Origin of the sequence: Desulfogranum marinum, assembly GCF_963675105.2 — a bacterium.
Taxonomy (GTDB): Bacteria; Desulfobacterota; Desulfobulbia; order Desulfobulbales; family Desulfobulbaceae; genus Desulfogranum; species Desulfogranum marinum.
Genome location: NZ_CAXXRO010000002.1, coordinates 246,991 through 263,015 on the forward strand (window position 1 = coordinate 246,991; position 16,025 = coordinate 263,015).

The 16,025-nt window shown below is 45.2% G+C and carries 11 protein-coding genes and 1 pseudogene; 7 read left to right on the forward strand and 5 right to left on the reverse strand.

What is annotated here, in order from left to right:
• Positions 1 to 9: 9 nt before the first annotated feature.
• The 4 genes from ACHZCY_RS01870 to ACHZCY_RS01885 all read left to right on the forward strand — a co-directional run bounded on the left by ACHZCY_RS01870 (position 10) and on the right by ACHZCY_RS01885 (position 6,763).
• Positions 10 to 1,428, forward strand: coding sequence for a nucleoside recognition domain-containing protein (locus ACHZCY_RS01870; RefSeq protein WP_232371089.1), 1,419 nt, complete (start codon positions 10 to 12; stop codon positions 1,426 to 1,428).
• 539 nt (positions 1,429 to 1,967) lie between these two features.
• Positions 1,968 to 2,111, forward strand: coding sequence for a nucleotidyl cyclase domain-containing protein (locus ACHZCY_RS01875; RefSeq protein WP_205223119.1), 144 nt, complete (start codon positions 1,968 to 1,970; stop codon positions 2,109 to 2,111).
• Between the two features lie 115 nt (positions 2,112 to 2,226).
• Positions 2,227 to 3,282: an alpha/beta hydrolase gene (locus ACHZCY_RS01880; RefSeq protein ID WP_319547642.1), complete on the forward strand. Its 1,056-nt coding sequence runs from the start codon at positions 2,227 to 2,229 to the stop codon at positions 3,280 to 3,282.
• Between the two features lie 847 nt (positions 3,283 to 4,129).
• Positions 4,130 to 6,763 carry a glycosyltransferase gene (locus tag ACHZCY_RS01885; RefSeq protein ID WP_319547643.1) on the forward strand — a complete coding sequence of 878 codons (2,634 nt, stop codon included), beginning with the start codon at positions 4,130 to 4,132 and terminating at the stop codon, positions 6,761 to 6,763.
• Between the two features lie 27 nt (positions 6,764 to 6,790).
• Here ACHZCY_RS01885 and ACHZCY_RS01890 read toward each other — a convergent pair whose 3' ends face one another.
• Together ACHZCY_RS01890 and ACHZCY_RS01895 are read right to left on the reverse strand one after the other, a co-directional pair.
• Positions 6,791 to 8,644: an LTA synthase family protein gene (locus tag ACHZCY_RS01890; protein ID WP_319547644.1), complete on the reverse strand. Its 1,854-nt coding sequence runs from the start codon at positions 8,642 to 8,644 to the stop codon at positions 6,791 to 6,793.
• A 995-nt stretch (positions 8,645 to 9,639) separates the two neighbouring features.
• The gene (locus ACHZCY_RS01895) at positions 9,640 to 10,476 is read right to left on the reverse strand and encodes an OmpW family outer membrane protein (protein ID WP_319547645.1); all 837 of its coding nucleotides are present in this window, start codon (positions 10,474 to 10,476) and stop codon (positions 9,640 to 9,642) included.
• A 377-nt stretch (positions 10,477 to 10,853) separates the two neighbouring features.
• Between ACHZCY_RS01895 and tnpA the strand changes: the two are divergent.
• Positions 10,854 to 11,258, forward strand: a pseudogene (gene tnpA, locus ACHZCY_RS23585) (IS200/IS605 family transposase).
• Here the strand turns inward: tnpA and ACHZCY_RS01905 are convergent.
• On the reverse strand, positions 11,227 to 11,700 hold the full coding sequence (locus tag ACHZCY_RS01905; protein ID WP_319547646.1) for an IS110 family transposase: 474 nt from the start codon (positions 11,698 to 11,700) through the stop codon (positions 11,227 to 11,229). The pseudogene tnpA and the gene ACHZCY_RS01905 overlap by 32 nt on opposite strands.
• Positions 11,701 to 11,800: 100 nt before the next feature.
• On the opposite strand from ACHZCY_RS01905, the gene ACHZCY_RS01910 reads away from it, so the two are divergent.
• Both ACHZCY_RS01910 and ACHZCY_RS01915 read left to right on the forward strand, forming a co-directional pair.
• Positions 11,801 to 12,037, forward strand: coding sequence for a hypothetical protein (locus ACHZCY_RS01910; RefSeq protein ID WP_319547647.1), 237 nt, complete (start codon positions 11,801 to 11,803; stop codon positions 12,035 to 12,037).
• Between the two features lie 196 nt (positions 12,038 to 12,233).
• Positions 12,234 to 12,653, forward strand: a complete 420-nt coding sequence (locus tag ACHZCY_RS01915) for a hypothetical protein (protein ID WP_319547648.1) — start codon at positions 12,234 to 12,236, stop codon at positions 12,651 to 12,653.
• A gap of 423 nt (positions 12,654 to 13,076) precedes the next feature.
• Here ACHZCY_RS01915 and ACHZCY_RS01920 read toward each other — a convergent pair whose 3' ends face one another.
• Together ACHZCY_RS01920 and ACHZCY_RS01925 are read right to left on the reverse strand one after the other, a co-directional pair.
• Positions 13,077 to 13,331 carry a hypothetical protein gene (locus tag ACHZCY_RS01920; protein ID WP_394713351.1) on the reverse strand — a complete coding sequence of 85 codons (255 nt, stop codon included), beginning with the start codon at positions 13,329 to 13,331 and terminating at the stop codon, positions 13,077 to 13,079.
• A 212-nt stretch (positions 13,332 to 13,543) separates the two neighbouring features.
• Positions 13,544 to 15,709, reverse strand: a complete 2,166-nt coding sequence (locus ACHZCY_RS01925) for a methyl-accepting chemotaxis protein (protein ID WP_319547650.1) — start codon at positions 15,707 to 15,709, stop codon at positions 13,544 to 13,546.
• Positions 15,710 to 16,025 lie beyond the last annotated feature (316 nt).

Sequence of the window (16,025 nt, forward strand, 5' to 3'; positions counted from 1 at the left end):
GTGAAAAATATGGAACCGGAAAAGATTATAAAACGGGCCAGTGAATTGCGATGGAAACTCCCCCAGGATTTTCATGATCGCTGGGTTGAGATGGTCTATGCCGATTCAGCGCGCATAGCATCCAGAAATGTGGAGCAGGAAGGGGCGACTCATCGACTCAGCTGGGAACGGCGGCTGGATGCACTGCTCACTAACAAGTGGTCGGGAATGCCCATTATGATACTCATGCTGGCCCTGGTTTTGTGGATCACGATAATTGGTGCCAACGTGCCATCCAGCATGTTGGCTACTCTTTTACTAGACCATGGCCACCCAATGATGAAGCAGTTAGCCGAAGCCGCACATTTGCCGTGGTGGTTATCTGGCGTTCTTGTGGACGGGCTGTATTTGACCGTAGCTTGGGTTATCAGTGTTATGCTGCCCCCCATGGCAATATTTTTCCCACTTTTCACTCTACTTGAGGATTTTGGTTATCTACCTCGGGTTGCGTTTAATCTTGACCATCTGTTCAACCGGGTCGGAGCCCATGGCAAGCAGGCTTTGACTATGAGTATGGGTTGGGGCTGCAACGCTGCAGGTGTTGTCGCAACCCGTGTTATTGATTCTCCCCGGGAGCGGCTTATTGCGATTATCACCAATAATTTTGCCCTCTGCAACGGCCGTTGGCCCACCCAGATCCTGTTGGCCACGGTTTTTCTTGGCGCTCTTGCTCCTCCAGCTCTTGCAGGTTTTGTTTCCGCAGCCGCTGTACTTGGAATTGCCCTTTTAGGTGTGCTGCTCACTTTTTTATCATCTTGGATGCTCTCCACAACAGTACTCAAAGGAGAGGCCTCAACCTTTACCCTGGAGCTCCCTCCATTCAGGCCGCCTAATTTGTGGAGAACTCTCTACACCTCACTTATTGACCGGACCTTGATTGTATTGTGGCGTGCCATTGTTTTTGCAGCACCCGCAGGTGTTGTACTCTGGACCATCTGTAACATTCCGGTGGGCGATATGTCCCTTGCCCAGTGGCTGATAGGTTTACTCGACGGTCCCGGCTGGTTGATAGGAGTGAACGGGGTTATCCTTGTGGCATATATTGTGGCTATTCCCGCAAATGAAATTGTTATTCCCACGATACTCATGCTGACTGTGATGACTACAGGTTTAAGTGGTGTTGGAGAACAGGGCGCAGGCGTTATGTTTGAGACCAGTGAGAATTCTGCTCTTGCGATGCTATTGCAAGCCGGGGGGTGGACAACGCTTACCGCCGTGTGTCTGATGTTATTCAGCCTTTGTCACAATCCGTGTTCGACGACCATATACACAATCTATAAAGAGACCAAGAGCCTCAAGTGGACACTTGTGTCAACCTTTATGCCCATCGCCTATGGTATTGTGATCTGCGGGGTTGTGGCTCTTGTGTGGCGAATGTTTACAGGCTGAGATTATTTGTCATGCTCATCGATCCTCATGTTACGATCCATGCCGGGATGAAATAAAGCATATTCGCCGGCCTGGTTATGCTGATCTTTTCTTTTTTTGTCCCTGGCCAGATGTACCATATTTGGCCCACACTTTAGCTTCAATCAAACATTCGCCTTAATGGGCTACTTAAATTCTTGTGACCATCTTTTTTGTAACAAAAGGTGTGTTGTTGAAGATATGCGAGTCCACAGGCCCGGGTAAAGAGTGTGGCTAACTGTGACGATTGGCAGCATAAGCCCTATATTTGCAAACAAAGAGTTTGGGCTGAATGAAGTGTAAAATAGTCTTTTCTATTGTCAAACGACCCAAACTTTTATTGTGTTAACATTTGATAAATGCAAGTGCCTGAGATTGCTCTGAAGTTTGAACAGGATATTTCTCTGGAATTGTCTAAAAATGTAGTAGCGATAGGCGGGATCTTGCCAAAGAGCAGTTAACCTCAGTAATTGATCATCGAGTCTAACATTGTCACCACGAAGGTGGGTATCGTAGTTTACATGCTTGACCAAAACATAGAGGTTCGCTTAACAGCAAGTTTAGGCGTAGCAACCTTTCGAAAAGATGCCAGGGACATAGACGCACTGCTGGCCGCTGCAGACCAAACGCTTTTTAGCATTAAGGGACATATGTTGGCTGTTTAGTGGTTCTTCATACTTATCTTGACAAAAAACAGGTTATTACCCTATATCCTAGCTCCTATGCTCATGGAATTTAATTACTGCTTTTAACAGCCATGAATGAAAGGAGAGATTCAAGGTGACAAAAAGATTATCTATTATTATTTCAATTATTTATTTTTCATTGCTTGTGTATCCAGCCGATATTTTTGCTGAATACTCCGTTTTCGAAGACGTTATTTACGCCAAGCATGCTGATGTCCCCGATTCAAATCTTTTCCTTAAAGGAGATATGTATGTTCCTTCAAGCCAGGGGCCACATCCAGCCATCATGCTAATGCACGGGGGATCTTGGCAGCTTGGCGACGAGAACTTTTACGCCGACGACTGGGGGCCATACCTGGCTGAGCGTGGCTATGTTGTGTTTTCCATCCAATACCGCCTTTCTAAACCTGGTGGTACTTATCCTACGTGGCCAGGATGCCTTTTGGACAGCAAAGCGGCGCTCCAATTCCTGCGTGGCAATGCTACAAAATTTAAAGTTGACGCGGACAAAATTGCCGTTGGCGGTGATTCCGCTGGTGGACAACTCGCTGCGCTGCTCGCTCTCACCCAGGACTGGCCTGCCTATACTCAAAAATATGCAAATAATCCATTTGCAAACGTGAGCACCAAAGTCCAAGCCGTAGTGTCTGCTTACGGAGTGTTTAATATGCCCAGCTGGTGGTTGTGGACTAAGAATCCGAAATTTGATTGGGAACCTTATGGAATGACAACATTTGCAGAGGACTTCTTTGGCGGCACCCCTATGGACGCACCTGCGGCGTATTTTGAAGCGTCACCCATAAATTATGTACGGGGCAGCGCTAAATCTTTGGGAAATGTATCGTTGCAAAATGATGGTATAAGGGTTCCGTGGTTTATTACTTGGGGAATGGAAGACCCCGATGTGCCCGCCGAAGGGCAAAGTGTTCCATTTGTAGAAGCGCTCAAAGAAGCTGGAGCCAATGTCACCGCAGTACCAGTCCCTCGTGTTGGCCATTACTGGTTCAACCTAGGCAAAATCACAGGCCAACGCGACGGTCCTTCCAACTGCTATTTTGATTATAAAAAACTGGAACATATTTGTACCGGTGCAACGCCCAACGATTACGTCGCTCCGAAGCTGCTCAAATTTCTCAAAGATAATTTGTAGGAAATCACCAATGACGGGGATGCCGGTTAAGTCAGAATCCAGCCTTTCCCCGGAGTTTTCTTTAAAGGCAAGGCTGACGGGTTTTGTTTGACATGCAATGGCGAATGCCACGGTTGTTTAATTCCATATGAGTGATCTATCTATATCAGGAGTTCCGGGGAGAGGACATTTAACCTTTGGCCTTTTTTTAGGCCCCGGTTTTTGCGGTCTTAACCTACGGCCGAGTTCAACCTCCAGTTTATCTATAACATCTCCTTTCCCTAAAGGGCGACCGGTTCGTTCGTGGAGATGAAGGAGATCAACTTCATCCGGCGGAGTCAATTTTAAAAAACTGCGCCGGTCGGAAATCAGTTCAAGTAAGGGAGCTACCTTTGTCAGCTCGTCATCCTTTCCAACAGGATGCGCATGGACGCTGCTTCAGCGGTAATCTTCTGGTTTTTCCACTAAACCGTGCGGCAACAGTATTCATTTCGATATATCGGGCTGTGGCCGACAGGTGTTGCTCATCCAGGGGAAAAGAGGCAAACTTTTTCTGCTACATAACTCAGCCGGCCCAAAAAAAAAAGAGGTGGGGTTTAATCTCAGGTGGAGGGAACAGCTTTATTATGATAAATGGGCATGGATGAAAAAGGCGATTAGTGAGAGTTCTTCTAAAAAAGAGATGTGCATGAAGGACAGATACTACCTTGACTTATCGTTGAGGGCAAAGTCCTTGGTTGGAATTTTTCTGCTACTCAGCTCTGCTTGCAAAGAGCTTTTCCGGCACTACGTATATAATTGAAATAATATAGACTTCACGTTTACAACAATATGTTTTCCAACGAGAACTATTGAGGGGCTGCTATAAATGAATAAGCTCTCGTTTCTCCTTGTGCTCCTTATGGGGGGACTCAGTTTTATGATGTGGGCTCTTTTTAATCGCCCGGATCAACTGCCGGCCTGGCCAAGGTATATCGACGGATTTTCATTCAACCCAATGCGGGTGCACAACTCTTCCAGTCTTGATAACTATCCGACACTCGAGGAAATAGAGCAGGATCTGGCTCTCCTTGAAGGCAGCGTCTATTCCATACGCACGTATTCCGTCTCAGGGACCCTGGGCGATATTCCAAGGCTCGCAAGTCAGCATAACCTGAATGTGGCCGTCGGTGCATGGATCGGGACCGATAAGAAACGCAACAAAGAGGAGCTGCAAAAGCTTACCGGCGTTTACGGCAATTCAATCCGCAACATCGTGCGCGTTATTATTGGTAACGAGTCGCTATTACGTGGTGATGTTCGACTGGACACTCTCATTGGCTATCTTGACCAGATGCAAAAGGTCATAACGGCACCTATCAGCACTGCCGAGCCCTGGCATGTATGGCTCGATAATCCTGAACTGGCAGAACATGTCGATTATCTGGCAGTACATATCCTGCCTTACTGGGAAGGTATCAATGTTCAGAAAGCAATCGATTTTACCCAGGAAAGGATGAAAAAACTGAAGGAAGCTTTTCCTGATAAACCCATAGTTATCTCAGAGATAGGCTGGCCCAGCAATGGCCGGACCAGGGGGAAAGCGAAAGCATCCTTAGCTAACCAGGCCAGGTTTCTCCGACAATTCATCGCTGTGGCCCAGAAGGAGAAATACACCTATTACATCATGGAGGCCTTCGACCAGGTGTGGAAGAGAGAGATAGAAGGCGAAGTCGGTACTGCCTGGGGTGTATATGATGCCGAACGTAAGTCCAAATTTCCACATACGGCTCCGGTTATCCGTATACCTGAATGGCCGACGCTTGCCGGCCTGTGTGCCTCTCTTGCCCTGATTATCAGTGCATTCCTGTTTCGCGACTCAAAAGGGCTCAATTACAAAGGTCGTGGATTTCTTACTATCCTGACCTACGTAGTGGTCACTGCTACAGTGTGGATCGTATACGATTACACACAAAGATATCTCACCACCGGAACGTTATTGGTAGGTATCCTAATGATCCTTTCTGCTCTGGGGATAGGGGTTGTGCTGCTGGCCGAAGCTCACGAATGGGCAGAGGCCTTATGGCTTGGATCTTCGCGTAGATCACCGTTACACTCTCCCGCCCCTGACTACCACCCCATGGTTTCGATTCATATACCTGCGTATAATGAACCACCGGAAATGCTCAAGCAGACTCTGGATGCAATCGCTGCCCTGGACTACCCCAATTATGAAGTACTGGTTATTGACAATAACACCCAGGAACCTGAAACTTGGCAGCCAGTTGAGAAGCACTGCAAAATGTTAGGGAAACGGTTCAAGTTTTTCCATGTTTCTCCACTTGCAGGGTTCAAGGCAGGAGCACTTAATTACGCCTTGCAACACACCTCCACCGATGCCGAAATAAATGCAGTTATTGATAGCGATTATCTGGTCAGTCCTCATTGGCTTAAGGACCTCGTACCACTGTTTCAAAACCCGAAGGTGGCTATTGTGCAGGCCCCACAGGACTACCACGACTGTAAAGAGTCTGCCTTTAAAGCAATGATCCATGCAGAATATAATGGCTTCTTTCATATCGGGATGGTTACACGTAACGAACGAAACGCAATTATCCAGCATGGAACAATGACCATGGTGCGCTGCAGTGTCATGAAGGAAATCAATGGCTGGTCGGAATGGTGTATCACAGAAGACGCTGAACTTGGCTTACGAATCTTCGAACGCGGCTATGAAGCTATCTATGTTGCGAAAAGTTATGGCCAGGGATTGATGCCGGATACCTTTCTCGATTTTAAGAAGCAGCGTTTTCGCTGGGCCTATGGCGCTATGCTCATCATGCGCCATCATCTTGCCGGTTTACTTGGTTTGAAAAATGGCAGTCTTACCAGGGGACAGAGATATCATTTCCTGGCGGGATGGCTACCTTGGATGGCTGACGGAATTAATTTACTTTTTAACCTGGGAGCCCTCGTATGGACCACCATGATGGTACTCAAACCAGGATTTTTCAGCCCGCCTGAAGCACTGTTCTCTCTCATGCCGCTTACTTTCTTCGGCTTTAAATTGCTTAAAATGTTCGTCCTTTATCGCTGGCAAATCAAGGCCGGGTATCGCCAATGTCTCGCCGCAGGTCTTGCCGGTCTTGCCCTGTCACATACCATCGCTCGAGCCATGCTGGCTGGCTTTCTTACTAAAGGGGTCGGCTTTTTCAGAACTCCGAAAAGGACAACCAAAAACCGCTTGCTGCAGGCCCTGGCTGCCTGCCGGGAAGAACTGCTGTTTGCCATTGCCTTCCTTTTGGGGAGTTACAGCCTGGGGATAACACAGGACCTGTCACTTTTTGACCTGTTTCTGTGGCGTTTGGTGCTTGTTATTCAGGCAATTCCCTTCCTGGCTGCGGTCATAGTGTCAATGATCAGTGCCATGCCATGGATTCCAGCCGGTTTGATCGGGTATATGAGCCCGATCGATCAGTGCTCGGCAAGAGAAAGTACGCAGAAAAAGGCAGAGCTGGAATAGGTATAGCCCCACAATAAGAAATATCAGTTATTTGTTTACCTGTAAAAGGCTATATTGCTTGGCAGTAAACAAGTCATCCCGCAACATAGTCATCTCGTCGACGGCTTTTAATATTTCAGTGCAACGTGCATCAGGATTTTCTGTGTGCTGTTTACATAAAACCGGCTGTTCATTTTGAGGCGTATACAAACTCAATCCGGCCAACGGCCTGATATGTTGTAGCTTTTCGCTTTGGGCCACCTGAAGAAAGCCATGGTGCGTGTCCCCTAACAGGCTAAGAAGCCTGGCCGGTAGTTGATACATGGGCAACGAACCAGTATTAACCGGCCCATGCCGTCCATCTATTATGACGAGCGGCGTCGTTACATACGACTGAAACATATTTGCATCAAATTCAGCCTTATTCCGAGTAAACAGATTCTCCTGGACAAAACCTTCATGATTGCTGCCGAGAAACGGAAGATGATCGCCGAAAAAGACGATGATTCCGTCCGGATCTTCAGCCTGTATCGTTTCCACAAAATCCATCAATTCCCTACTTTTGTAATAAACAGTGTTCACATACCCCCGCAGCATCCGGTTATCCGAACTAACATCTATTACTTCAGGTCTTGATTCCGAAAGCGGGTAATCCAGATGACCAAAAAAAGTTACAATATAGACGATTTTGGGAGAGTTTCCTGGTTGATCCTCGAGTTTTTCCCAAACCTGACGATAAAGTGAAGCATCACCGAGAAAATTTCGATTCATATCATCGAGAACAAAGTCGTTTTTTGCCCAATACTGATCAAACCCGATCCGTTTGTAGGAGTTGACCCTGTTCCAGAATGCAGCGTAATTAGGATGGGCGGCAATGCTTTCATACCCGGCACCGCTGAGATAACGCGGTAGGCACGGAGCATCGTTTCGTAACCATCCCTCGAAAAATACGGCATTATTTGTCACCGGGAAACCGCAAAGTGCCTCAAACTCGGTGTTAGCCGTGTATCCACCGAATACAGGAGCCATTATTGTGCTATGTCCTGCATCTTTCCATATTTTTCTGAAACGTGGATCAACAGGATCAGGATGTATGCCAGCCTGTTTAAGCAGCATGGGATCCCAGAAAGACTCAAGTAGAATCATATATATGTTCGGTTTTCGGCTAGGATCAGCTGTGGGGTTCAATTTCTCAGTTTCCGGATTCAAGGCCAGCAGGGCACCGTGGACATCGTCGGCTGTCACATTAACCTTGCCTCGCGCTATATTACGTACTCCTTCATGCATAAGGTGCCTGACAAGACCGCGATCCTTGTAATTCCCAGGCTGGTTCCATATCCAATCGCCGTAGTGTTTATCCATAAAAGCGATAACATTCGGCGCATTGGCAAAGACAACTGTCAAAAACAGCGACATGCTACCGAGGACTAGCCAGGTACTTTTTTGTTTCCAGGCAATGGATACAGCCAGCATAATGACAGGGAGCGTGATTGCAGCAATTATCACCGGTAAACGCCAGTCGGAGAACAGGTGCAGCATATTGGTAAAACCAAGGAAATCATCAGGCATGACAGGGCTTCCCAGCACAGTCAGTTTTAAGGCATTACTTATCTGCAACACTGCGGTAAGCAGCGTAAATGAAACAGCCCACATTTTCCAACTGCGGGCGATAGAGTAAAGTAACAACCCGAAAATGATGTGTGCCGTTACGTCTTTGGCCCAGGTACTCGGCCAAACCTGTATGGAAAAGAAGATAAAGATAAAGCTCTGCAGCGCAGCATATACAGTTCCTGCATAGACTACCATTGCAACTAACCCGAGCAGGGTCCGATGCCGGCAAATGGGATAAGGCGCCTGCGTATTGAAATTACGATAATAGATAAATACTTTTTTTATATTCATAAGCTACTGATACAATATTGGTATCCTAACACTCTTTGTCTTTTGCTTCCTTCCATGGTCTATCTTTTTACTGCCCTACTTGCTTCTGATTAAACCTCGGGCTTTGCCCAAGCGACCTCATAAGGTTTACCCGTTGTTGGGAGAAGAGATTCTTCCGATTGGAAAGTCCCAAAGGGGTATGAGGACGAATTTATGCAAAACTGGAAATCATTAGCATACTTAAGGTGGGGCTGAAAGTATGAGTTGATTTTCATTTCCAGGTATCGTCAGTGAAAAAGTGAGGTGAAGTGAGGGGATTGAGAGGTGGCATACTAAGCGTTTTGTGTCGATAAAAGGGGATTGAGTTGCTTGAAGGCTACGCATGAATATATACATCTTTTTTACAGCAGACCACCAAAATTCAATGTATCTAATACAATTCTGATTACCCATGAAACTCAGCCATTTTTTTTGGGACTCCGATCTGTCTCCCGGGTTAAAAGGGGAAATAAAATCAGTCCCCTGTCTGTTTCGATAGATAATTGGCTGAGTTTTGTACGTAATCAAAAATACAATTGTACATATAATGGGTAACAAAAGTGCTATCCGAATCCATAAACATAGAGGTTCAGGAAACCGAGATATTGAAAATAATAATGTGTTCAATATAATGATATTATCATTTATTGATTCGCTATTTATTATGTAATAACAAGTGATTGTTGCCCATTAAAGGTGCATGATGTTGGGCTAGGGGAAGTAGGACAAGCAAAGTGGTACCAAGTAAACGGGCTTCGTAAGGTGAGGGAATATCTTGCGGGAAAAAGAAGCGGCTTGAGATTGAAGATTTACGGCCGAAATTTTTAGCTTTTGAAATAAAGCTTCTTGGTGAGCAGGCTTGTACGAGAACTGAAAAAGTTTTTAAAAAACTAGCCACTAAAAATTGGAGTTAAAGAAATCAGTCTGATAACTAACAAGAGTTAAGCACAGATCTGACCCTTATTTTGTGCTAAACGTTAGAATTGATATGTTATCCCAAGACGTAATGCAACGTTATCCATCGGGTAATGGCCAGTCTGGGTAGTATATTTTTCATCGTTTAAATAACCTGTGTATGTCGCGTCGGCATCTGCCTGTACATATTGTACAGAAAGATCAAGGGCCCAGTTTTTTGAAAAGAGCCATTTTGTTCCTACGGTCAAATGCCAGCCTGTAACACTTTTTATATCCATTTGATTGTATGCTGCTCCATTGTATTCCGATGAGTATGTCCATTCGGGGTCAGCATCAAACGTACTCGAATAATAGCCGATGCCGACACCAGCATAGGGAGTGAAACTCGTTGAATTGCCGTATTGGGCAAGCAGGGTGAGAGTCGGCCCAGAAATGATAATGTCGCCATCGGTTTTGTCTTGTTGAGTCGAAGTGTTGAAGGCGACGGTTTCTGCTTCTATTCGATCATAAGCGAGTTCAAAGCCAATATACTCATTGAAGTAGTAGCTGATATTGAATAATAATGGCGTAATATTCTGTTTTTCATCCAAGGCATAAATAGTCCCTAGATATGTACCTGAGCCATACACTCCTCCCCGATATCCGGAGTCATCATCAGTGAGCCGCCTTAACGCCGAACGGACCCCCACCTGCAAATGATCTTTGATGTATTTATCGTAAAAAGTGATGGTGGTATTTCCCGTCACTTCTGTTTTTTCGTCAATGGCAATCTCTGTGGTTCTTTTTTTGATGGCCCCACTGCAGGCGGATTGTTTTGGCTGATCAGCAGCGTATGTGGCAACGGTGAAAAGTAGTGTGGTGGCTAGCGCCAATAATATTGGAATAGACCCTCTACCCATGATTGATACCTATAACTCCTTTGCAAAATAATTTTTCTAAACCAAAAATGTCTTCCCTTGGGTAGACCATCTGCCTGCCACATGGCAGAATGACTGGGAGGTGGCAGGAAAGTCCAGGGATACAATCTGATCTTTTCACCCGTGGTGTTAATCATATGAAACAGAATAAATGATGAATGTGGCAGAAATATGAAGGAAATATGGATACAAGGGGAAGATGCTTAACTTGCCTTAGTAGCATTTATGGTCGTTCTTTACGGTTCCCTTTTACATATTTTTTGCTATGACAATGAGAGGATCGTCAATAATAGGGAGATAATATGTGTTCAGAGGATTGTCCTAATGGAAAGTCCTCCAAAGGGGATGAGGAGGAATCTATGAATGACTGGAAATCATTATCACATGTGAAGTGGGACTGTAAATATCACTTGGTCTTTATCTCGAGATATCGCCAGAGAAAAATTTATGGCGAAGTGAGGGGGGAATAGGTGGCCATAATAAGAGATTTGTGTCGACAAAAGGGGATTGAGTTGCTTGAAGGCCATGCATTGCCCGATCATATCCATCTGTTCTTAAGCATACCACCGGAATTCTGTGTATCTAATACCATTGGATTTATAAAGGGTAAAAGTGCTATCTGTGAATCCATCGAGAGATCCTTGGAACCAAAAGAATGACAGGACTATGCTTTTGGGCGACTGGTTATTGTGTGAGTATGGTTGGTTTGGATTGAAATGATAAAGAACTATATCAAAGAGCAAGGCAAGTCAGAGAAGCAGTAGTTAAATTGTAAAGATGAACTAAAGAGCTTTTTAGGGGCGTCGCAACTTGGTGAGGGGGAATGAAACGACCTTTTACCAGGCCATGACGCAATAGTTCCGCCAACCACTGGCTGCCACCTATATCAGTCTTTCGTCTCGGGACATTCTTATAATGACGGGCATTCACAAGGACAACTTGTACATACCCTTCAAGAATGTTGTGAACGGAGCGCCAGTAAACACCGGTGCTTTCCATTGCCACAACAGGGCATTCATGCTCAAGTAACCAATCACGCAATCGAATAAGATCATTGGTAAAAGCAGTAAATTCATTGAGTTCAATATCTACCTCATTACCCTTTTCATATATCAGACATGCACAGATCTTGTCTTTGTGAATATCTAAACCACAACAAATCAGATGAATGGCTGAGACAGATTCAATATACTTCTTTCGAGCCATTGTATTCCTCCAAACTTTTATGAGTTCTTGGTCGATCTTCTAAAAAGATGGAGTGTACCATGGCTTTCAATTTTCATCCTTTGTTGTGCGCGCTACGAGCATGATTGTTAATGAAAAATCTGGACTGATAGGGGAAATAGGACAAGCAAAGTGGTACCACGTGAACGAGCCTTGCAGGGTGGATGAATATTTTGCCAGAAAAAGAAGCAGTTTGGGGGTGAAAGATTTTGGCCAGGAATTTCAGCTTTTGAAATATAGCTTCTTGGGAAGCAGTGAGCAGGCTTGTACGAGAAAAGAAAAAGATTTTGTAAAACAAGCTACTAAAAATTGGAATTAAAGAAATCAATCTGATAATAACAAGAGTCGAGCAAAGACCTGCCACCTATTTTTGTGTTTTTGCTGAACCTAATTTTTCTTGGCGATATAATACCTTGGTTTTAAGCGAAAAAGGCTCAATCCAAGAGCCTCTTGGGGCAAAAAGCAAATTGGCGAATGACGTAATTTGGATCATCAAAAATTAAAGGAGGAAAAATATGTTTAACTTTCGAAACGTTGGGTTTGTTTCCCTGCTTATGGCTGCATTTTTTGCCATATCAACATCAGGCTATGCTGCCATGAACAATGGCTCGCTTATACAAGTGCCTGGTTCCCCTAGTATTTACTACCTGATTAACGGGTATGCTGCTCACATACCTTCTGTTCGTGTACTTGAATGCCTTAGGCTTAAAGGAAAAAAAATTGAAAATATTAGTAATGACGAATTGAACAAATTACCAAAAACAGCTTTCCTGGTTAAAGGCTCTGGCAATAATATTTATCGAATAGACGGCGAGTCGAAACGGCTTGTCCCCAATATGCAGGTATTTCGTAGGTTGGGGTTCAACAACGATGAGATTATCCACATATCCGATGACATGCTCAACTGCATACCGAAGGGACCGAATCTAAACTGATAATGTGGTCAGTTTTTATGGTGAATCTATCGGGGGCGGACCGCTATAAGCGAGAAGTTTTGGTGGCGGTTTCAATTCCGTTGTATGCAATTTTATAGTAGAGGCTGCACAAAGTAACTCGTAAAACCAGCATTATAGCTAGTATAAGGAAACCAGCGATCCTGCCTCGGGAGCAGGGTGCCGAACTTATTTTAACCTTTTCCGGCTGTTTAAAAATTTGAGCCGGTACTGTTAAGCCTTTGCGATGAACAAATTCCAAATGTCGCCTTGTTTGCTCTTTGACATTCGTCAATGGCAAACTCGGCGAGGTGTATTTTCCTCTAGCTGCCTGGCATTACCGGTGCGATAACTTCCGTGCCATACTCATCTCGAGCTTGCTCACAGTTGCTGTCACTGCCATACAAGCAATCAGCCAGCATCTCATCAGGAACCATATCCCTCCGCCGCAAGGCATCCGGAGGGGGGGAGAAGGCTGTTGGCATTGTGTTTATCAGCAGATTTCACTTCGATATGGGTAATCAGAGAAAGTTGTCCGCTTTCTTCAAAGTAATTCTCCACAACCTGCGCCTGATATCCCTGACCTTTGTGGCTGGAGTAACCTGCATCAGGATCTGAAGGGTTCTGCAGGGAATCCGCTGTTTCTTCAGATCTGCAGGAAAAATCTTTTGTTAAGTGCAAGTGTCTTATCGAAAATTTCATCATATATCCCGTCTGTGGACGGCATGTCACGCATAGTCCAGAGTGTTTTTAAGCTGACATAGTATGCAGTATCCTCGGGATTGGTGATGTTCAGGGTATAATGCCACTTTATGTTGAAACAGAATTGCTCAACTGCTTGCTCGTCGGTCAAGTCGTGCGTTTATCTTTAAGGGACAGACTAGCAAAAAACCTCACTGGATTGTGAATTTGGCAATCAACCCTTTCAGGGATTGTGAATATTGACGGAGCTCTTCTGCATTGCTTCTCACCTCTGCAGTATCATGAGAAATTTCAGCGACCGCTCTATTAATCTCCCCTATGTCGGCTGAAACCTGTTGGGACACGATCGAGCTCTGGGCAACATTTTCAGAAACCTCTCCAATTCCATCACCAGCCTGGGTAATATTGGCGCTCAGCTCGGTCATGACTGCAGTCTGCTCGTCCAAGGCGGTGGTTATATTGGATACGATCTCATCGATGCTGGTGATTATATCGGATATGGCCCGTATACCCTGTATGGTACTGTCTGTAGAAGATTGAATGCCGTCAATGCGTTGTTGAATTTCACCGGTGGCCTCGGCTGTTTGCTTTGCCAGCTCTTTGATTTCATTGGCAACCACCGCAAACCCCTTGCCGGCTTCACCAGCCCTGGCTGCCTCAATTGTTGCGTTAAGTGCCAGCAAATTGGTCTGGTCGGATATTTCGGCAATAGTATCGGTTACCTTGCCGATATCATTTGCTGCCGCACCAAGCTCATCCACCTTCTCTCCAATATCGGCTGCCTGGGCTACGGCCTCGCCGGTAATATTCTTGGCCTTTCTGGTGGATTGCTGAATTTCGCCGATGGTGGCCCCGAACTCCTCTGTGGCCGTACTCATAATGCCGACATTAGCAGCTGCCTCTTCCGTCGCCGCCGCCACCGAAGACATATTGGTGCTCATCTCTTCGGCAGCAGCTGCTACTCCATTTGAAAGGGATGCCGAGTCGGTTGAACCGCTGTCAATCTTTTCAGAAAGTATCGTCAACCCATGGGATGACCGATCAAGACCGTCACTGTTAAAACTGATATCCCGGACCATTGCCCGCACATTGGCAATAAATGAGTGCAGGTACGCACTCAATTCAGAAAACTCGTCTTTCACACTTGACCTGAATACTCCCTTGCAATCACTGCAGGAAGCGTACTCACCGCTGAGAATCTTCGGGCACTGTATATTGCTTGCTGCAGAACCAGCTTCCTCCCAACACCAACCTTCTTTCCCATACATTGAGCAATCAGGATTGTTACACCCCATCTTCTCCGAACAGTTAACAGGGGCGATGGAGCTCATATCTACTTCCCTTGACAAATCACCCCGGCTCGCCGACTCCAAAAGAGAGGTAAACTGTTTCACGGGCCTGTCTATCATTTTGACGAACAGAAAATAGACCAACACCTGGATAACCAGAAGAACACCAATACCCACGCCAACAGAAATCAATGCCTTTCGCTTCGCAGCAGCCAGAGTGTCGCCAATATCTTTTGGAATGGCGAGGACCCCGACACTATTGCCAGAATAATCAAGAATGGGCATATAAGCAGTCAGCAATTCTTTATTATTTTTAGTAACCCGTTTGACGATTATGTCTTTAGAGGCCATCACTTTCCTAAGGAAAGAGAATTTTTTTTCAGGAATGGTAAGAGAATGGGTTTTCGCCTGATATTTAAAACCGTTACCATCGGGTACGATGAGTGATATGTTACTGCCGATTTGCTTTTTAACACCGAGCAGCAACTTGTCATTCAGCGGTGCGCCGAATTCCAACGAACCGCAATGTTTCTTATTGAGGTAGTTGATCGGGACCACCGCCCGCACCGAAATCCCGGCAACACCTGCCTCTATTCCAACGGCATCCTTTTTGTTTTGATTGACTTGAACTACCGTTTTTCTGAAACCAGAAAGATCGTCCCCAAATTTTTCCGGCTTTTGCAGTCTTAGGAAAGAGGTGGCCGGCGGAAGATGAAAATGGAAGACATTGAGATCTTCGATCTTTTTGAGTTGATCAAATAACGGGCCGGCAATGTTCTGGAGAGACTCCCTATCCTGAAATTTGACGCTATCCTGGATGGAGGGCATCCCTGCAACCGCATGGGCAAGCAACCTGAGTTGCCCCGCTTTCTCCAGTACGATCTGATTGTGAACCTGGGCAACGGTCACCTTTTGCTCTTCCGTTAGCCGGCTCCCCACATTATCAAGGGTAGCTTTATAGGTAAGAAAAGTCGGCACGGCAACCATCAAGGTTAACAGAGAGCCAATCAGGAAAAGAACTTTGGTTTTTATTTTTTTCGGAACGATATTTTTCAAAAAAGACAGCATAAAACAACTCCATTGACAGCAAATAACAAATTAGAGGGCAAGTCTTTGCTTGATTCTTGTTCAGCTTCAGACAGATTTCTTTTATCCGAATTTTCAGTTAGTTGTTTTTCAAAAACTTTTTCTGTTGTCATAATCATAAAGGGGGCAGGTTTATATAAATATTTATTATGGTCAGTACCTTTCCTCTATATCTAGACTTATGAATCATAAAAAAAGGATAGAACGTGAGCGAATAACACTCTGTGTGTATCTCCCCAGAACTCCGAGACCTTCTCAGTCAAATAGTTAATAACTAAATCCTGCAGATAGTTAAAAA